The sequence below is a fragment of the Deefgea chitinilytica genome (assembly GCF_016881405.1).
Taxonomy (GTDB): Bacteria; Pseudomonadota; Gammaproteobacteria; order Burkholderiales; family Chitinibacteraceae; genus Deefgea; species Deefgea chitinilytica.
Window position 1 is genome coordinate 187,381 of the sequence record NZ_WOFE01000003.1, and the last position, 17,847, is coordinate 205,227.

The 17,847-nt window shown below is 51.8% G+C and carries 18 protein-coding genes; 2 read left to right on the top strand and 16 right to left on the bottom strand.

Going from position 1 to position 17,847, the window contains the following annotated elements; translation table 11 throughout:
* Positions 1–63: 63 nt before the first annotated feature.
* The 5 genes from GM173_RS08835 to napF form a co-directional block, all read right to left on the bottom strand.
* Complete coding sequence (locus tag GM173_RS08835; protein WP_203571012.1) at positions 64–768, bottom strand: NapC/NirT family cytochrome c; 705 nt, start codon at positions 766–768, stop codon at positions 64–66.
* 69 nt (positions 769–837) lie between these two features.
* Positions 838–1,272 (bottom strand): nitrate reductase cytochrome c-type subunit, encoded by a 435-nt coding sequence (locus GM173_RS08840; RefSeq protein WP_203571013.1) that lies wholly within the window; start codon positions 1,270–1,272, stop codon positions 838–840.
* A gap of 104 nt (positions 1,273–1,376) precedes the next feature.
* Positions 1,377–3,914 (bottom strand): nitrate reductase catalytic subunit NapA, encoded by a 2,538-nt coding sequence (gene napA, locus GM173_RS08845; RefSeq protein ID WP_203571014.1) that lies wholly within the window; start codon positions 3,912–3,914, stop codon positions 1,377–1,379.
* On the bottom strand, positions 3,911–4,195 hold the full coding sequence (locus GM173_RS08850; protein ID WP_203571015.1) for a chaperone NapD: 285 nt from the start codon (positions 4,193–4,195) through the stop codon (positions 3,911–3,913). The genes napA and GM173_RS08850 overlap by 4 nt, the downstream gene beginning before the upstream one ends.
* Positions 4,192–4,671: a ferredoxin-type protein NapF gene (napF, locus tag GM173_RS16400; protein ID WP_203571016.1), complete on the bottom strand. Its 480-nt coding sequence runs from the start codon at positions 4,669–4,671 to the stop codon at positions 4,192–4,194. The genes GM173_RS08850 and napF overlap by 4 nt, the downstream gene beginning before the upstream one ends.
* A gap of 315 nt (positions 4,672–4,986) precedes the next feature.
* Here napF and GM173_RS08860 point away from each other — a divergent pair, with 315 nt between their 5' ends.
* Both GM173_RS08860 and narL read left to right on the top strand, forming a co-directional pair.
* Positions 4,987–6,849: a HAMP domain-containing protein gene (locus GM173_RS08860; RefSeq protein WP_203571017.1), complete on the top strand. Its 1,863-nt coding sequence runs from the start codon at positions 4,987–4,989 to the stop codon at positions 6,847–6,849.
* On the top strand, positions 6,836–7,480 hold the full coding sequence (gene narL, locus GM173_RS08865; protein ID WP_203571018.1) for a two-component system response regulator NarL: 645 nt from the start codon (positions 6,836–6,838) through the stop codon (positions 7,478–7,480). The genes GM173_RS08860 and narL overlap by 14 nt, the downstream gene beginning before the upstream one ends.
* Before the next feature lie 439 nt (positions 7,481–7,919).
* Here narL and GM173_RS08870 read toward each other — a convergent pair whose 3' ends face one another.
* The 11 genes from GM173_RS08870 to ccmC all read right to left on the bottom strand — a co-directional run bounded on the left by GM173_RS08870 (position 7,920) and on the right by ccmC (position 17,834).
* Entirely contained in the window at positions 7,920–9,533 is a 1,614-nt protein-coding gene (locus GM173_RS08870; protein ID WP_203571019.1) for a phosphoethanolamine transferase, read from the bottom strand.
* On the bottom strand, positions 9,526–10,215 hold the full coding sequence (locus tag GM173_RS08875) for a phosphatase PAP2 family protein (RefSeq protein ID WP_203571020.1): 690 nt from the start codon (positions 10,213–10,215) through the stop codon (positions 9,526–9,528). Before GM173_RS08875 ends, GM173_RS08870 begins: the two co-directional genes overlap by 8 nt.
* Before the next feature lie 181 nt (positions 10,216–10,396).
* Entirely contained in the window at positions 10,397–11,632 is a 1,236-nt protein-coding gene (locus tag GM173_RS08880) for a sensor histidine kinase (protein WP_203571021.1), read from the bottom strand.
* On the bottom strand, positions 11,629–12,327 hold the full coding sequence (locus GM173_RS08885) for a response regulator transcription factor (protein ID WP_203571022.1): 699 nt from the start codon (positions 12,325–12,327) through the stop codon (positions 11,629–11,631). Before GM173_RS08885 ends, GM173_RS08880 begins: the two co-directional genes overlap by 4 nt.
* A gap of 147 nt (positions 12,328–12,474) precedes the next feature.
* Positions 12,475–13,344 carry a c-type cytochrome biogenesis protein CcmI gene (ccmI, locus tag GM173_RS08890; protein WP_203571023.1) on the bottom strand — a complete coding sequence of 290 codons (870 nt, stop codon included), beginning with the start codon at positions 13,342–13,344 and terminating at the stop codon, positions 12,475–12,477.
* Complete coding sequence (locus GM173_RS08895; RefSeq protein ID WP_203571024.1) at positions 13,331–13,780, bottom strand: cytochrome c-type biogenesis protein; 450 nt, start codon at positions 13,778–13,780, stop codon at positions 13,331–13,333. The genes ccmI and GM173_RS08895 overlap by 14 nt, the downstream gene beginning before the upstream one ends.
* A gap of 170 nt (positions 13,781–13,950) precedes the next feature.
* The gene (locus GM173_RS08900; RefSeq protein WP_203571025.1) at positions 13,951–14,469 is read right to left on the bottom strand and encodes a DsbE family thiol:disulfide interchange protein; all 519 of its coding nucleotides are present in this window, start codon (positions 14,467–14,469) and stop codon (positions 13,951–13,953) included.
* The gene (locus GM173_RS08905) at positions 14,466–16,436 is read right to left on the bottom strand and encodes a heme lyase CcmF/NrfE family subunit (protein ID WP_203571026.1); all 1,971 of its coding nucleotides are present in this window, start codon (positions 16,434–16,436) and stop codon (positions 14,466–14,468) included. The genes GM173_RS08900 and GM173_RS08905 overlap by 4 nt, the downstream gene beginning before the upstream one ends.
* Entirely contained in the window at positions 16,433–16,882 is a 450-nt protein-coding gene (gene ccmE, locus GM173_RS08910; protein ID WP_203571027.1) for a cytochrome c maturation protein CcmE, read from the bottom strand. The genes GM173_RS08905 and ccmE overlap by 4 nt, the downstream gene beginning before the upstream one ends.
* Positions 16,879–17,067 carry a heme exporter protein CcmD gene (gene ccmD / locus GM173_RS08915; protein ID WP_203571028.1) on the bottom strand — a complete coding sequence of 63 codons (189 nt, stop codon included), beginning with the start codon at positions 17,065–17,067 and terminating at the stop codon, positions 16,879–16,881. Before ccmD ends, ccmE begins: the two co-directional genes overlap by 4 nt.
* Complete coding sequence (ccmC, locus tag GM173_RS08920) at positions 17,067–17,834, bottom strand: heme ABC transporter permease CcmC (protein WP_203571029.1); 768 nt, start codon at positions 17,832–17,834, stop codon at positions 17,067–17,069. The genes ccmD and ccmC overlap by 1 nt, the downstream gene beginning before the upstream one ends.
* Between the last annotated feature and the right edge of the window lie 13 nt (positions 17,835–17,847).

The following is a 17,847-nucleotide window of genomic DNA, read 5'->3' on the forward strand; positions in this document are numbered from 1 at the left end:
ACGACGATGATCGTGCAATAAAAACGGGCCGTTTGGCCCGTTTTCTCATTGGATCGAGATATGTTACTCGATGCCCGCCATGTCTTCTTCACTGGCGGAGGTCGCTTTTGCGCCATTTGTTTTTGGCCGTGTTGGATGCATGACATCGGGCTTGACGCCTTTACCATCGGGACCAACGTGTTGATTCACTGCGGGCAGATGATGAGCAATCCCTTTGTGGCAATCAATACACGTCATGCCTTCTGATAAGCCTTTTTGGTGCGCATTGGCTGAGCGGCTATTTTGCTCCATGTAATCAAAGTATTCGTAATTATGGCAATTGCGACACGCTTTGGAGTCATTGGCCTTCATTCGCTTCCATTCGTTTTCCGCGAGTTCAATCCGCTTGTCGAGGAATTTCTCACGAGTATCGATATAGCCAGTAAGTTTGCCCCAGACCTCTTTAGAAGCTTGGATTTTCCGAATCATCTTTGGCCCCCACTCATGTGGCACGTGGCAGTCTGGACAGGTCGCACGTACACCAGAACGATTCGTGTAATGGACGGTTTCTTGGTATTCCGGATACACATTGCTCTTCATTTCATGGCAAGAGAGGCAGAACTCTTCGGTATTGGTCATTTCAAGTGCGGTATTAAAACCGCCCCAAAATATGATCCCGACTAGAAACGCAACAATCGCCCCAATATAACCGAGGCGAATGGCTTTGATTTTTTGTACTACAGCACAGAGCCGACCTTTCAGCGTCGGTTTGCTTGGAATATCACTCATTTTGTGTTCCCTTATTGATTTACACCACTTGGCGATACGTCCGGCAAGTGGTGGTTTATTTATGTAGTTTTATTTCTTCACCAAACCTGCTGCGGGCTGAAAGGTATTGCCGACCAAGGGTTTGGCGTCGGTTTGGGGAACGTGACATTGTTGGCAGAAATAACGGCGCGGTGAGACATTGGTGAGCTCTGTACCACCCCGTGTTTTAAAATGCGTAATCGAGATCTTTGTCGCCCCAGTATCGGCGGTACGATCCCAGCTGTGGCAGTCCAGACATTTATTAAACTCTTTGGTAATTAAATAGCCTTTGGTACTGTGCGGAATAATCGGCGGCTGCTGCACAAAATGTCTTGGCAAAGGCTTGCGGTCTTTTTCCCAACGAAAATTTTCTGATGGCACATCGCCATTCATGACTTCGCTGCCTCTGAGTGATCTCAGCTCGGCGTGAGCCAGTGAACTGATCCCGATACAGATTAAAAATAAGATACTCATCAACGACTTCATTTTGATCTCCTAAGCAATAGAGTTAGCAGGTATTTGCTGCTAGCTCTATTGATTGAATGCTTATGTCTACATACCTACAATTTATCTGGCTTGACCTTGTTTGATTAAGCCTTCACGACTTTTACCGCACACTTTTTAAAGTCGGTTTGCTTCGAAATCGGGCAGGTTGCGTCCAAGGTGAGCTTGTTCACCAATCGCCCTTCATCAAAGAAAGGAATAAAGACCAAACCCACGGGTGGTTTATTTCGACCACGGGTTTCAAGCCGACCCGTGATCTCACCGCGGCGTGATGCGACTTTCACCACCATGCCACGTTGTAGGCCGCGTTTTTTGGCGTCATTCGGGTTCATAAATATCATGGCTTCGGGAACCGCGCGGTGCAGTTCGGGTACGCGACGGGTCATTGTGCCGGTGTGCCAGTGCTCGAGTACGCGGCCAGTGCATAACCACATATCGAAGTTGGCGTCGGGCATTTCGGGCGGCGCTTGGTATGGCAGGGCAATGATGTTGGCTCTGCCGTCTTTATTGCCGTAAAAGCGCACGCCTTCACCTTTTTTAACATAAGGATCAGAGCCTTCACGGTAGCGCCATTTGGTTTCTTTACCGTTGACCACCGGCCAGCGCAAGCCTCGCTCGAGGTGGTAGGTATCAAAGGTGGCTAAATCATGGCCATGCCCACGACCAAAGACGGCGTATTCTTCAAATAAACCTTTTTGAATATAAAAACCAGCCAGCTTGGCTTCGAAGTTTTCAAAGCCTTTTTGTAAATCGGTATTTTTAAAACGATTCACGTTGCCATTCATAAACAGCACTTCAAACAAGGTTTTGCCGTTCATACCCGCTGATTTGGCAATTAAATCGCTAGGCCAAACGTCTTCTACTTTGAAGCGTTTGGCAAACTGCATGATTTGCCACAAGTCAGATTGTGCTTCACCTGGCGGATTGACTTGTTGCCGCCAGAATTGGGTACGGCGTTCAGCGTTACCAAAGGCACCTTCTTTTTCTACCCACATTGCAGTTGGCAATACCAAGTCGGCTGCCAGCCCAGAGACGGTGGGATAAGGGTCGGAAACGACAATAAATGTGTCGGGGCGACGCCAGCCTGGATAGAGCTCTTCATTGATATTAGGGCCCGCCTGCATATTGTTATTGGCCATTTGCCAATACACTTTGACTTTACCGTCTTTAATAGCTCGCGCCATTGCAACGGCATGTAGGCCGATTTTGGCTGGCACCGTGCCCTCTGGGAGGCGCCAGATTTCTTCTGCATGTTTGCGGTGTTCAGGATTGGCGACCAACATATCAGCCGGTAAACGATGGGCAAAAGTGCCTACTTCACGCGCGGTGCCACAGGCCGATGGCTGTCCAGTCAAAGAGAATGGACTATTACCGGGTTCGGCGATTTTGCCGGTAAGCAAGTGAATGTTGTAAATCATATTATTCGCCCAAGTGCCACGGGTATGCTGATTAAAGCCCATGGTCCAGAACGACATTACTTTGATTTTTGGATCGGCATACAGCTCTGCTAACGCAATCAGGCGATCGACTGGAATACCGCAAAGTTTGCTGACTTTTTCGGCGGTGTATTCAGAAACGAATTTAGAAAACTGCTCAAATGAGCCTGGTTTCATGTCGTTCGGATTGCCTTTGGGCTTGCCATCTGCACCGGGGTAGCCATTGGTTTTAGCATTGGCTTCTAAAGGGTGTTTCGGGCGTAAACCAAAGCCAATATCGGTTTCACCAATTTTGAAATTACAGTGATCTTTGACGAATTTTTGATTTACTCGACCCGTCGAAATGATGTGATGGCAAATGAAGTTCATCATCGCCAAATCGGTCTGTGGGGTGAAAACTAGTCCATAGCCAATATCGGCTAATTCAAAAGAGCGATGCTCGTATGTTGAGAGCACACTGACTTTGACTTTAGGGTTTGAGAGGCGACGGTCGGTAATGCGGCTCCATAAAATCGGGTGCATTTCCGCCATATTGGAGCCCCACAGCACAAATGCGTCAGCAGCTTCAATATCATCGTAACAGCCCATTGGCTCATCCATGCCGAAAGTCCGCATAAACCCGGTTACGGCTGAAGCCATGCAATGACGTGCATTTGGGTCGATATTATTACTACGGAAACCGGCCTTCATTAATTTGGCAGCGGCATAGCCTTCCCAGACGGTCCATTGCCCTGAGCCAAACATCGCAATAGATTCAGGACCGCCGCTTTTGAGTGCATCTTTCCATTTCTTTTCCATGATATCGAAGGCTTCTTCCCAGCTGATTGGGGTGAATTCGCCGTTCTTGTCATATACGCCATTTTTTTTGCGTAGCAAGGGCTGGGTGAGGCGGTCTTCGCCGTACATGATTTTGGAAAGGAAATAGCCTTTTACACAATTGAGGCCTTTATTGACTTCTCCATCGGGGTCGCCTTGCGTGGCGACCACGCGACCATTTTGTGTGCCGACCAAAACCGAGCAGCCAGTGCCACAGAAACGGCAAGGTGCTTTGTCCCAGCGAATTGCATTGTCGCCTTTGCCTGCGACGGTCGGCATCGCTGGCGCAGCTTGGGCTAATGGAATGCCAGCGCTGGCTGCTGCAGCGGCTACGGCTGATATTTTAATAAATTCACGACGATCCAAACTCATGACAAATGCTCCTTGGCTGTTTTTTGTGTTGCTAATTCTTTAGGTGGTTGAGTCTCATCGTCGCTGTACTCATAGGCTAAAGTTGCTGAGGCGACATGAGAAATTTCCTGAATATTTTTTAATACGTCTGAGCCACGCAGACCGGGAACATCTTCAACGGTTGCGATGATTTTTCCTTCGTGCTCGATATGAATTTCTACGCCGGGTTGCGCCAAAATCGCAGCGCGAACTTCATCGTAGTGACCGGGCACTGCGCGAATGACTAGGCTGTAAATATTCATGTCGTTATTTCCAGTATGTTTAGACTTTGACTTGGGCAGGGCGCGACACAAGCGCCACAACCAGTACATTGCTCGGTGTTGATGTGGGGCTTGGCTACTTTGCCAATCGCTAATTCAAAACGAATCGCGCGCACGTCGCATACTTCGCCGCAGATTCGACATTCAATGTTCTTTAAGGCCAAACAGTTGTCAGTTCGTACTGCGCGTAGTGACCAAGGCTCAGCAGCGCTTTGCTCAATTGCTTTGGTGTTACAGACACGACTGCATTCGCCGCAAAAGGAACATTCGCCGTGAGCAAAATCGACAGTAGGAAACCCAGCGTCGCCGACTCGGATAATCTGAGTGGGGCAGGCCGATACGCAGTCGCCACATCGAGTGCAAATATCAACGAAATTGGGCTTGGACCACGGTGGGCGTGGCGCAGCGATTGTTTGTGGTTTGCGGCCAAAAAGTAAGTTGCGGCGGGATGTATCCACGATCGCGATTAATCCTATCTATTGATTGAAGAAGAGTAGGTGGTACGGCACCTTGCAACAATGCCTCTTTAGGGGGTAGTCCTCCGTCCACACCTCGGCAGACCACCTCTTTGTAGGTAGTGGCGCGGCATCTGGTATTTGCTTAAACGAGCTCGGTCATGGTGTACTCAAGGAATCGTCAAGTAGATGCTGAGATCTAGACTAAATTGACAGTTCATTGACGAGAGGATGGCGCCGCTTGGCGGGAGTTATCGTTGAATGGAGTTCGGTTCCATTCACCGAATGGAAATTTGGAGGTAGTTGTATTTGCGAGTAATGAATTACTTTCGGCAGGCATCGATTGTTCGCTTTATAACCCAAGCGTTGTTGCTGATGCTGGTGCCTGCTTTGTTGGCGCTGATACTGAGCTGGGCGATGGTTGTGAATACCACTGGCGAAGGCGTAGCGATTAATGTGGCCGGCTCACTTCGTAAACAAACTTATCTGATTGTGGCAACGCATTTGTCGCCGCCCGCGCCTGTTCCAGGTAGCCGTCCGATGTTGCACCAGGTGATCGATGAATTTGAGCGGCGCCTTTATAGCCCTGCGCTACTTAAAAACTTGCCGGACAATCCCAGCGACCCGATTCGAATCGCTTATAACCGTATGGAAATGTCGTGGCGTACCGAAATGAAGGATTTGTTTACGCCCTTGTACCGTGCACCCGATGGGAGTTTATTACCTAGGGCGATTGAGTTTGCCGCATTAATTGATGCGTATGTAGCCGCAATCGAAGCGCGGCACGAGTCACGGTTAGCCTGGTTGGGGCATTTCCAATGGATCTCGATTGGGGTGATGGCTTTGTTTTTTGCCTTGACGCTACTGTGGTTAAGGCAACGCGTTACCCGCCCATTGACCCAAATGGCGGCTGCGGCACAGAAGGTCAAGCAAGGCGATTTGCAAGTGCGTGCACCAGAAGATGGCGCTGGAGAAATCACGCAATTAGGTCAAGCGTTTAATCATATGGTCGCAGAGCTGGTGCTGGGGATTGAAGCCTTAGAAGCAAGAGTGGCCGAGAAAACGCAGGCTTTAACGCAAAATCAACGCAGCCTTGAGTTACTGTATCGCACCAAGCAGCGCTTATCGGATCAAGAGCCGAATCAAGCGACATTTGATGAAGTTTTAGCTGATGTGCGTGCGGTGGTTGAGCTTGAGCACGCCGCTATTTGTATTACCGAAACCGAGCAAGCGCCGCAAGCGTTTCGGATCTCCGTGGTGCCGAGCAAGCTCAGCGATGCTTGCGAACAGACCGACTGTGCCGATTGTGCCGAGGCTGCCGAACGCCCTTTAGTTGCGAGCCACTCACCGGTTTTTAAACTAAGTGATGGCCGTCGTACTTACGGGATTATGCCGATACAGCTCAAAACTCAACAGGCTTTGCTCGATTGGCAACAACAATTATTGGAAGCGGTGGCTAGACAAATTGGCACAGCTTTAGCCAATGCCAAGCGCAAGCAAGAGCAGCATCGCTTAGCCTTGCATGATGAACGCTCGGTGATCGCGCGCGAGTTACATGATTCATTAGCGCAGTCTTTGTCGTATTTAAAAATTCAAGTAGTGCGCTTAGAAAATCAATTTCCGGAAGTGCAGCGTAGCGATACCGCGAGTGCGGCCTTGGGTGAGTTGCGTGAGGGCCTGAATGGCGCATATCGCCAGTTGCGTGAATTGCTCAATACCTTCCGTTTGCAAATGAACGAGCGTGGCTTGACCGCGGCGCTGGAGCAAACGGTACAAGAATTTTCTGAGCGAGCTGAGCATTCAATTCAATTAGAAAACCGTTTGTTAGGGGTGGAATTAGCCGCCCACGAGGAAATACATATTTTACAAATCGTTCGTGAAGCTTTGGTCAATATTGAGCGGCATGCCAAAGCTCAACAGGCGTGGATTAGCTTGGCGTGGGAGGGCGAATACATCGTCGTTCGCATTGCTGACGATGGCTGCGGGATCGATGAAAACCCACATAAAAAACAGCACTATGGCTTAGGCATCATGCAAGATAGGGCCTTGAGTTTGCACGGTGATTTGCAATTATTACGGCGTGAACCTCGCGGCACCTTGGTGCAACTTAAATTTATTCCTTCGACGCCTTTTGCGATGTCGAATCCAATGAAAGAAGGTGAATCTCATGAGTCAATTTAATGTGATTGTGATCGACGATCATCCTTTGTTTCGCAAAGGGGTCGTGCAATTATTGGGGCTAGATCCGCGCTTTGTCGTGGTGGCCGAAGCCGCCAGCGGTGCCGAAGGGCTGGTGCTGGTACAGCAGCACAATCCTGATTTGGTGATTTTGGATTTGAATATGAAGGGCATGGACGGCATCGCCACGCTGCGCGCGATCAAGGAGCTGGATGTCGATTCGCGGGTGGTGATGTTGACGGTGTCGGATCAATCTACCGATCTGGTCGCTGCGGTACGCGCGGGCGCCGATGGCTATTTACTGAAAGACATGGAGCCAGAGGAAATCGTCGCTAGTTTGGCTGATGCACTGGAAGGGCAAATGGCGATTCCCGAGCGCCTTGGCCGTGCGCTGGCCTTGGCTCTGCGCGAAGACGATGGTAACGAACGCAATGCGATGCTGGAATCGTTGACCGAACGCGAGCGTGAAATTTTGGTTTGCCTCTCGCATGGTCTTTCAAACAAATTGGTTGGCCGTGAGCTTGGCATCGCTGAGGGTACGGTCAAAGTGCATGTGAAAAGTTTACTGCGTAAACTCAATTTCCGCTCACGGCTGGAAGCGGCGATTTGGGCGGTGGAGCAGGGGGTGAAATAATGGGTTTGTTCAGATTTGATGTTGATGAAAACTCGCTTCAACTTAAATGAATACGTTAATTTTCTATTCACCGTGGTCGCGCTGATGCCGCGCGGCACTTACTTTTCTTGAACGGCCAAGAAAAGTAAGCAAAAGAAGGCCGCCCTGTATCTGCGTCCGGCTTCGCCCGTTCTGGCCTAAGGCCATGGGCTTCGCTAAGGCAACAAGTTGCCAAGCTTCGCCACACCTCGCTGCGGACAATCGACAAGGCGGCGGGCTTTAACAAAACAGAGCCCGCCGAAAGCCCCTTGCCGCTTGTTCCTCGCTCGGCTTGATACAAGGGATTTCGCGCAGCTCAACCATTGCGGCACAGCATCAAAACCCAACTTGAATATCACCTAAATAATGCAGGTATTGCTATCTAGCTTTTTATTAATAATGGCTAGATGGTAATACATCGTTATTTATTCCTGCACGGAGCGTACCAATCTAGCTCTTTTTGATACAGCGACGTTTTGATATTCAATAAGCCCAAGGTCGAATGAAACAGGTTGTCGTGCGAGTATTTTTCGCCGGCCTTCGCTTTTAAACAAGACAGATCGATATTCGCCCTTGCCGCATATTCAGGCGAGAACCACAACATCGCAGGCACGTGTGTTTGTTGATCAGGCGCGAGCAAGTATGGCGTGCCGTGTAGATACAGGCCGCGTTCGCCCAGCGATTCGCCGTGATCAGAGATATACGTCATCGCCGTATCGACTTTGCTGCTGTTCTTGCGCAATAAATCAATCACATTTGACAGAACAAAATCGGTGTACAGCAGGCTATTGTCGTAGCTATTGGTGATTTGTGTTTGCGTACATTGATCGAGCTGCGCGGTATCGCAAGTCGGTTGGAATTTGGCAAACGCAGCAGGGTAGCGTTTGAAATAAGCGGGACCGTGGCTGCCCATCATGTGCAGCACAATGACCGTATCGCGCTGCATCGCGTCGATTTTGCCTTGTAAACCTTGTAGTAAGGCTTCGTCTAGACATTCGCCATCGTGGCATAGTTTGACTTCAGCAAAATCACGAGTATTTTCATTCGGTACGCGGTCACACGCGCCCTTGCAGCCTGATTGATTGTCGCGCCATAGCACTTGATAACCCGCACGCTGCACCACGTCGAGTAAGCCTTGATGGCTTTTCGCTTGATCTGCGCTGTAGTTATTACGCTCAAACATTGAGAACATACACGGTACCGACACTGCGGTATCGGTGCCGCATGAGCGCACCTCGGGTAAATTGATTAAGCCCGCTTCTTGTTTCAGTCGTGGGTTGGTTTCTCTAGCGTAACCATTCAGTGAGAAATTTGCGGCTCGGGCTGTTTCGCCGACCACGATGACGGTCAGTGTTGGGCGAGTCCCCGCAGTGGTGCTGCGTGTTGCATCAAGGCCAATCGGTGCGACGACGACGGCTTTAAGCTTTGCGTTTTGCTTGAGGTAGCTCGAGGTCGCTTGAATGTAATTGCTGGGTGCTAGCAAATAGCGCAGCTCGCGGTGATTGCGAAATACCGAGGCGAATTCTTTATAAAAGCCAAAACTAATCAATCCCAGCACCAGTGCGCTAGCGAGCACGATGGCGAGTTTAATTAAGGCTTCGCGGCGTAGTGGGCGAAACACCAGCGGCGTTCGCCATAAAAAAAACAGCGGCAGGCCGCCGAGCAGCAACCAGTACAAGGCCAACTTGGGCGTCAGCAAATCGAGCGTTTCGGTGGTATTGGTTTGCACTGCATTGCGTAGCATATCGACGTTCATCATCACGCCAAACTGCGCCATGAAATACACCACAAACGGCGTAATAATCAGCAGCAAGCTCAAGACCGGTTTCAGTACGTAAGGCAGCGCCAGCAAGGTTAGCAATAGATTGAGCACGACAACTAGAAAAAGCGCGCCAACCGCCATAAACAACCAGCCCGCTACGCCGCTAGGCTGCTGCACGGAATACAAGTGCTGCCAGAAAACGGGGTTGCTGACCAAAATAAAAAACAAGGCGGCAATCAGTGTTAATTGCTCACTACGCAGTGATTTACGCATGGCACACCTCCGCTTGTGCTTGAGTGGCGGGCGGCCAAATCAGATAGAACAGCGTTAACACACACCAAACGGTGAATAGAGTCCACAAATTGTGCGACAAGAAATGCGCGCCGCGCATCATTTGCGTCCAGCCCATCAGCGTGCCAACGATCAAGCCCGCGGCTAGTCCCCAGTAGGCTATGCGGGTATTGCTGCCAATGAATGAAAAATAAAAGGCCAGTAGCGCATACCCGCCAGATGAATGCCCGCCAGGAAAACAACGGCCGGCTTGTGTGCCACTAGGTAAATCGGCAAACAGCGGTAATTCAGCCGCAAAGCCGCCATAGCGTGCCAAATCCCATGGGCAAGCGTGAATGCTGAAACGCTTGAGCGTGGTGATCGTTAGCGTGCTCAATACAATACCGAGCCACAGCCAGAGCCAGCGTCGTTGTTCGGGAGCCTTAGTTTTTTTTGCGTGTAGCCAGTAAAAAAAAGTCGCCAAGCCGATCAGTTGCAGCGCAATTTTGAGCCCATCGTGCATCACGGTGCTCAGGATGAGTTGGTCGCGCCAAAAGAAATGCAGTTGAGGATCAAAATAGGGCGCGATTAGCGCGTGATCCCAATCAGTTTGTGGATAAAACCACAATAAAAAGCCACCCAAAATCGCAGGCGCGACCACATTCCACCACCGTAAATCCCGCATCATCCGCACTCATGCTATTGCTATTGAGCCAAGCTTAATGCAGTGCTTGTGAGCGATTTGCGAGTGAGCTGTGAGGGTTTTGTGAGGGCGAGATGGATCGCCCATTCGCGCTCAGCATTTTGCAGTAGCGCTTATTGCTGGCGTTGTGGCGTGTTGATTCGATGTGATCTGGGAATGAGATTTACACGTCAGCTACAAATCGTATGCTGATATGACTGCCTTGGCCGACTTCACTTTCAACGTGGTAGCGCCAGCCCATGCGATCACAGATAGCGGCGACAATCGCTAGCCCCAACCCGTGCCCTTCGGCAATATCGCTAGCGCGGCGAAAGGGCTCGAAGATATGCGGCAGCGCATCGGCAGCGATACCGCAGCCGGTGTCACTGAGCGTGAGTTCGCCGTCGGTATATGTCGCGGTGACGCTACCTTGTTCGGTATAGCGCCATGCGTTCGAAAGTAGATTATCCAGTAGTAGCGCGAGTAATTCGGGATCGGTTTCGATGATCACATCGCTAGCAACTTGATTGCGCCAATCCAATTCACGCTTGGTGTCGGGCAGGCGTTGCTCTGCTGCGTTCAGTGCTGCTGCCAAATACAGCGGCGTGCTTTGCTTTTGTGCAACGCCGCGCGCCAGCAGCAAGAGGCCGCGTAGTTTGCCTTCGATTTCATCAACAGAATGCACAATTTTGGCGATGCGGCCATGTTGCGGAGCTGGGCTGGAGTCGAGTAAGAGCTCGGCACTGGTGCGGATGCGCGTCAGTGGCGTGCGAATTTCGTGGCTTAAATGCGCGGTAAATTGTCGTTCCCGCGCCAAAAGCGCTACTTGTGCGTCGCGAGCTTGAGCGATGCGCTGCGCCAAAATAGCGACCTCTTCATCCATCGCAGCGTATTGTTCAACGGGTGTGTTGTTTTGCACCGAATGGGTGAGTCTTGCCAATTGGGATAATAAGGAATTGGCGAGATAGCGCCCGACAATCCACGCCAAAGTAATCACGCCCAGCGCGGTAATCAATAACCATAAGCGCAAATTATCCAAGCGTCGTTCGTGCGTTTCGGTGTTGTACAGCACATACCAGCGTTCACCATTTTTTTCGCGTACGCCGACATGAAATTCCAAGCCGCCTTGATACCATTCGGCATTGCCAATCGGAAATTGGAGTAACTCGGGAGGCAGTTGCGCCGGCACTTGCCCGAGTGGCGCGTGAAATAATTGCAAATGTTTCGGTAATAGAAAATGTTGGCTCGTGGGTTGCGCAATGATGCCATCGAGCGCGGTATTGACCACTTCATCGATTAAATCTTCTTCGCGCTCTTCGGCGGCCATCGAGAGCGCGATGGCAAAAATGATAATCGCTGCACTGGTCAGTGCGCTCATCGTCCAAGCGAGGCGTTTTTGTAGGCTGAGTTTTTTCTTCATGGTGCGCCTATCGTGCCCAGTTCGATCAGTTTATAGCCGCGGCCATGTACCGTTTGTAATGGACTGCGACCATCGGCCAGCGTTAAGGCGCGGCGTAATTGCGATAAATGATGGCGTAGCGTATCGCTGCTGTCTTGTGCCTCGCCCCACACGGCGATTTCTAAGCTTTCGCGCGTCACCAGTTGCCCGCTGTGTGCCAACAGCATCAGTAATAATTGCAGCGTTTTCGGTGGCAATTTTAAGACTTGGCCTTGCCAATGCGCCTCGCCCGAGCGGGGGTCGTAGCTGAGTTCACCACAGCGCATGATCGAATCGATCATTTGCCCTTGGCTGCGCTTGCGTAGCGCCTGAATGCGTAGCTCTAATTCTTTTAGTGCGAACGGTTTGACTAAATAATCATCTGCGCCTGCGCCAAAACCAGCGACTTTGTCGTCCAAAGTGTCGCGCGCGGTGAGCAGCAATATCGGTGTATTGAGCTTGAGTTGCGTGCGGACGCGCTGTGCGACTTCGAGCCCTGAAATGCCCGGCAGACCAATATCGACCACCAGCACGTCAAATACGTGTTGCTCGAGTAAGTGCAGCGCAATCGCGCCATTGAGTGCGGCGTCAACTTGATAGTCACGCGCCGCCAAATAGTCGTACACATTGGCCGCGATGTCGGCGTCGTCTTCGAGCAGCAAAATTCGGGCGGGCATGGGCGTCTCACTGAAAGCAGAGTCTAATTATGCCTGCTTTGCCGGATGAAGAACTAGCTCTGCCTTGTACTGGTGAACCGATGGTATCTGAATTAAGTGACGTATTGCCAGCTAGCTATTGATTAATAATGGCTAGCTGGCAATACATCATTGATGCTGCACCGAGCTGGCGGTGGTGTGTTGCTTTTCTTTGATGAGGCGGATTTCTTCTTTGAGCCAGACTTCATCTTCTGAGCCCGGCTCAAGTAGCGCCAATAATTTATTCCACCATTCAACGGCGGCGGCAATGTCGCCACGCTCGACGGCGGCGCTACCTGCCAGCATCAGCGCATCCGGTTCAGACGCATTGATGCTCAGCGATTTGACCAATAACTCGGTCGGGCGTCCCGCAAAGCTGGTTTTTTCAATTGCCAGTACGCCGGCAAAACGCGCCAATTCACCGGCGTTTTTTTGCAGCTCAGGCCATGCTTTTTCATACGCGGTGACCGCTTCGGCGTAACGCGCTTGGGCACGATAACTGCGCGCTAGCATCAACCAGCCTTTGGTATCGTTCGGTTCCAGCGCCATGCGCGCCTCGAGTTTTTTGACCATGCCGGCAATTTCATTCGGACCAATATCGGGGCGCTGGCGGGTCATCGGGTCGAGCGCCGTTGGTGTGCCGAGCTGCATGTACAGACCGCCAGCCGCCAACGGAATGAGGGTGAGTAAAATAATTGCGAGTTTCTTGGCCGGTAGATCGAGCTGCTTTTCCGCCACCGAGTCTGCAGTTCCCATTTCGCTGATTAAACGCGCTTGCGCTTCTTGGTGCGCGCTGTGGTGATCGCTTTCGCTTAAACGCCCATCGCGTAAATCGTCGTCGAGTTCTGCCAATATGCGCTCATGCAATGCGTAGCGTGCTTGGCGAATATCGCCCGCTTGTGAGCGCCCGCGCAGCAGCGGCCACAGTAAAAATAATAAAGTGACGACGATCATGACGGCGCATAGCAAGGTAAACAGACCAAAATTAGCTGCGTTCATGAGGTTTTCCTTCTGATTCTGCAAATTCAGCGCGCAAAGCAGCTAGCGCGGCCTCGTCGACCTGAGGCGGATTGACGCGGCGGCGGCGAATTCGGCGCACAAGTAAAAAAATGCCCGCCATCATCAGCAGTGGCGGTAGCAACCATAAAATCAAGGTGCGCGTTGTGAATGGTGGACGGTAGGTGACAAAGTCGCCGTAGCGTTCGATCAGATGCGTCATGATTTGCTGATTGCTGTCGCCTGCTGCAATCCGCTCACGGACTTCACGGCGCAAGTCTTCTGCCAGTGGCGCGCGCGAGCTGGCAAGACTTTCGTTTTGGCACACTAAGCAGCGCAGCTCGGTTGAGAGTTCAACCAGGCGCGCTTCGGCTGCCGGGTCGCTGGCCGCTGGTGCTGCGGTTTTGGCTTGGCTTGCGAGTGGTAGGCATAAAGTCAAAAACAGAAAAAGTCCACCAAAAACACGAAAGGCACGAAAATAAAGCCAACTTCTTAACGATAAATTCCTATGTGAACTGAGAGTGAAGCGCGGCGAAGCATAGTGAACTTGTTTTCGCCTTTTTTCGTGCTTTTCGTGTCTTTCGTGGACAACTGGGTTTGATGTTGAATTCATCGTTGTGCCTTTTGTAGCTCGGGCAGGATTGTGTTTTTGAACACCTCGGGCGTGATTGGGCCGATGTGCTTGTAGGTGATGATGCCAGCCTTGTCGATCACAAAAGTTTCCGGCACGCCGTACACCCCGTAATCAATGCCCACACGACCATCGCGGTCGGCAACGACGACGGCATACGGATTGCCGCGCGTTTGTAGCCAAGTTTTCGCGTCTTCATCTCGGTCTTTGTACGCGAGACCAACGAGCTTCACCTTGTAGGATTTCGCAATGTCGTTGAGTACCGGATGCTCTTGAATACAAGCGCCGCACCAAGACGCCCAGATGTTGAGTAAATACGCTTGGCCTTTAAGCTCAGAGGGGGAAAACTGCCCTGGAGCATCAAGTCGGTCGAGCTTAAAATTGGGCGCAGGTTTGCCTATCATCACAGATGGAATTTCACGCGGATTGAGCGTGAGACCCACTGCGAGCAACACGACCAGTGCGGCAAAAATAATCAGTGGTGCATAACGTTTCATCGTGTTTTCTTCCCAAAACGTTTTTGGCGGTAACGCTGATCGCTAAGCGCAATCAACCCACCCAAAGCCATCAATAAGCAGCCGTACCAAATCCAGCCCACCAACGGTTTGTAATGAACCCGCACCAACCAATCGCCAGTAAATGGATTTTGACCAATCGGCTCACCCAGCGCGACATAGATGTCTTTGATTTGCGTGTGGTGAATCGCCGCTTCGGTCATTGGCATTTGGCTAGAGAAATACTGGCGTTTTTCTGGCTTGAGTACACTGAGTGCTTTGCCGTTTTTGCTCAAGGTGAGGTTTCCGACTAAGGCGGCATAATTGCTAGCGCGCTCGGGTTTTACACCGTCAAAACGCAGGGTGTAGCCTGCAATTGAATGTGTATCGCCAATCGCCATCCGTAAATCGTCTTCGTGCTCGTAGCTCGATACTACTGTTACGCCAGCGACAAACACGGCAACGCCAAGGTGAGCGATGTGCATGCCGGAAAACGCCGCCGGTATTTTGCAGAATGCGGCGAACCAACTGAGGCCAGCGCGGCGGTAACTCAATAAACGCAAACTCCAGTCACGAACCGCCATCAGCGCGACCCACAGCGCCGCAGCTAGCGCGAGTGCAACGCCCCAGCGCCACGTACCCCAGCACAGCGGCAGCAATGCGCCGCCGACGATGGCGAGGATTAATGGCACTTTGCTCGCCAACCAAATGCCGTGGCCGTCTTGGTATTTCCAGCGTATCGTGCCACTGAAACCCATTAAAATGACAGCGGGCAGCATCAGCGGGATAAACACACTATTGAAGTACGGCGAGCCAACTGAGAGCTTGCCTTGGCCGAGTGCATCAATTACTAGCGGGTACAGCGTACCGATAAACACGGTGGTGCAGGCCACCACCAGTAATACGTTATTGGCGAGTAGTAAAGACTCGCGTGAACACCAGTCAAACGCGCCGCCACCTTCGAGCATTGGCGCTCGCCACGCGTACAGCGCCAGCGATGTGCCGATCACCACGCAAAGGAAAATCAAAATAAACGTGCCGCGCGCCGGATCGGTCGCAAACGCATGCACCGACGTGAGCACGCCGGAGCGAACGAGGAAAGTGCCGAGCAATGATAAGGAAAAAGTAGAAATCGCCAGCAGCACCGTCCAGTGCTTAAACGCATTGCGTTTTTCGGCCACCGCCAGCGAATGAATTAGCGCCGTGCCTGCTAACCACGGCATAAATGACGCATTTTCGACCGGATCCCAAAACCACCAGCCGCCCCAGCCGAGTTCGTAATACGCCCAAGCACTGCCGAGCATAATGCCCAACGTCAGCATTGCCCACGCCGCCGTCGTCCACGGGCGGCTCCAGCGCGCCCAAGTGGCATCGAGTCGCCCTGAAAGTAGTGCCGCGACGGCAAAAGCAAACGCGACTGAGAAACCGACATAGCCCATATACAGCAGCGGTGGATGGAAAATCAGCCCTAAATCTTGCAATAGTGGATTTAAATCCGCACCGTCGCTCGCCGCGGGCAGTTGCCGAATGAAGGGGCTCGACGTCAGTAAAATAAACAAATACAAGCCGCTACCAATCCAGCCCAATACGCCGCCGACTAAAGACTGCACCGACAGCGGCAAATTGCGCCCTAGCAGCGCCACCGCAGCGCCCCAGCCGGATAGCATCAATACCCACAGCAAGAGCGAGCCTTCGTGCCCACCCCAAACCGCAGCAACTTTGTAAAAGGTAGGCAGCAGACTATTCGATTGCCGAGCCACGTAGCGAATTGAGAAATCGTCTTGCAAAAATGCCGTCGTCAGTAGGCCAAACGCCGTCGCGGTGAGCAGCAGTTGCAATACCGCCGCGGGGCGCGCCACGCGCATCAGCGGCAGGCTGTTGTTGATGCCGCCCCAAATCCCCAACGTGCCCTGCACCAGTGAGACCAGCAGCGCCAAAATCAGCGCAAAGGTTCCAAGTTCACCAATCATTGCTGTTCCTTTTTCGCCGCCGCTTTTTGATGCGCTTTATTCACTGCGTCTTGGGCTTCGGGTGGCATATAGTTTTCATCGTGCTTGGCCAGCACTTCGCTGGCAGTAAACACACCGTTTTCCCAGCGACCCTCGGCGACCACGCCTTTTCCTTCTTTAAACAAATCCGGCAAGATGCCGCGATATTGCACCGGAATGGTTTTGTCAGTGTCGGTGACGGTAAATTGAATCGTCACCCCATCGGTTGCGCGCACCAGACTTTTGTCAACCACCATGCCGCCGATGCGGAACGCGCGGCCTTGCGGCGCTTCACCCGCTGCGACTTGCGTTGGCGTATAAAAAAACACCAGATTTTGTCGGAAGGCGTTGACGACAAAAAAAGTCACCAAAGCCAGTGCGATCAATGCGCCGATAATCCACGCTGCGCGTTTGCGTCTAGGGGTCATTCTGCTGTCCTTTCTAGTTCATCGGCTAAAGCCATCCGGCGTAATTGTTTCAGAACGTTTTTGCGCTGTTGCTTGATTAATACCCACTCTAGGCATAGGCCGATAGCGCATGCGACAAAAGAGCCCCAGACATATACGCCATAGCCGCCCATGGCGAAAAATTCACTCCAGGAATTCCAGACCATTATTTTGCTCCTTGTGCGATGAGTTCTTGCACCCAGCGGGTATGCCCTTCGCGCAGCAAAATCAGCGTGCGAACGCGGGACAATGCCGTTGCGATGCTGTACATCCACGCTGCGAATGACATCAGCAGCATTGCAATCAGCATGGTGGTCGCCATCGTTGAGCCTTTTTCGATTGAAATCGATGCGCCTTGATGCAGCGTATTCCACCATTTCACCGAGAAATAAATCACCGGCACATTAAACACACCCACAATCGCGAGCACCGAGCCTGCTTTGTCGGCGCGATCAGGTTCATCGATACTGCGCGTGAGTGCGATAAAACCCAGATACAGAAAAAACAGCAGCAACATCGACGTCAGCCGCGCATCCCACACCCAATACGTGCCCCACATCGGCTTGCCCCACAGCGCACCAGTGACGAGTGATAAAAACGCCATCAGCGCACCAGTTGGCGCGAGTGCTTGCGCCATCATCGCCGATAGCCGCGTGCGTAAAATTAAATGCATCACTGACCAAAACGCCATCACGATATAAATAAACATCGCCATCCAGCTCGTTGGTACGTGCAGGAAAATAATCCGATAGCCTTCCCCTTGTTGCGCATCAGCGGGGGCAAGGGCAAAACCGAGCCATAGACCAGCGATTGCCAGCAGCGTGGCGAGTGTTGCAAAAAATGGCAGCAGTTTGCCGGCCAGCGGGTAGAACTGCAGTGGCGAGGCGAAGTGAAATAGGTTTAGCCAGCGTGGGGCTTCAGGGTTCGGTTTCATTTTTACTGCTCTG

Excerpts from the sequence above, each read along its gene's own strand:
- GM173_RS08835 (WP_203571012.1), bottom strand. The coding sequence starts at position 768 with ATGAGTGATATTCCAAGCAAACCGACGCTGAAAGGTCGGCTCTGTGCT.
- GM173_RS08840 (WP_203571013.1), bottom strand. The coding sequence starts at position 1,272 with ATGAAGTCGTTGATGAGTATCTTATTTTTAATCTGTATCGGGATCAGT.
- napA (WP_203571014.1), bottom strand. The coding sequence starts at position 3,914 with ATGAGTTTGGATCGTCGTGAATTTATTAAAATATCAGCCGTAGCCGCT.
- GM173_RS08850 (WP_203571015.1), bottom strand. The coding sequence starts at position 4,195 with ATGAATATTTACAGCCTAGTCATTCGCGCAGTGCCCGGTCACTACGAT.
- GM173_RS08860 (WP_203571017.1), top strand. The coding sequence starts at position 4,987 with ATGAATTACTTTCGGCAGGCATCGATTGTTCGCTTTATAACCCAAGCG.
- narL (WP_203571018.1), top strand. The coding sequence starts at position 6,836 with ATGAGTCAATTTAATGTGATTGTGATCGACGATCATCCTTTGTTTCGC.
- GM173_RS08870 (WP_203571019.1), bottom strand. The coding sequence starts at position 9,533 with ATGCGTAAATCACTGCGTAGTGAGCAATTAACACTGATTGCCGCCTTG.
- GM173_RS08875 (WP_203571020.1), bottom strand. The coding sequence starts at position 10,215 with ATGCGGGATTTACGGTGGTGGAATGTGGTCGCGCCTGCGATTTTGGGT.
- GM173_RS08880 (WP_203571021.1), bottom strand. The coding sequence starts at position 11,632 with ATGAAGAAAAAACTCAGCCTACAAAAACGCCTCGCTTGGACGATGAGC.
- GM173_RS08885 (WP_203571022.1), bottom strand. The coding sequence starts at position 12,327 with ATGCCCGCCCGAATTTTGCTGCTCGAAGACGACGCCGACATCGCGGCC.
- ccmI (WP_203571023.1), bottom strand. The coding sequence starts at position 13,344 with ATGAACGCAGCTAATTTTGGTCTGTTTACCTTGCTATGCGCCGTCATG.
- GM173_RS08900 (WP_203571025.1), bottom strand. The coding sequence starts at position 14,469 with ATGAAACGTTATGCACCACTGATTATTTTTGCCGCACTGGTCGTGTTG.
- GM173_RS08905 (WP_203571026.1), bottom strand. The coding sequence starts at position 16,436 with ATGATTGGTGAACTTGGAACCTTTGCGCTGATTTTGGCGCTGCTGGTC.
- ccmE (WP_203571027.1), bottom strand. The coding sequence starts at position 16,882 with ATGACCCCTAGACGCAAACGCGCAGCGTGGATTATCGGCGCATTGATC.
- ccmD (WP_203571028.1), bottom strand. The coding sequence starts at position 17,067 with ATGGTCTGGAATTCCTGGAGTGAATTTTTCGCCATGGGCGGCTATGGC.
- ccmC (WP_203571029.1), bottom strand. The coding sequence starts at position 17,834 with ATGAAACCGAACCCTGAAGCCCCACGCTGGCTAAACCTATTTCACTTC.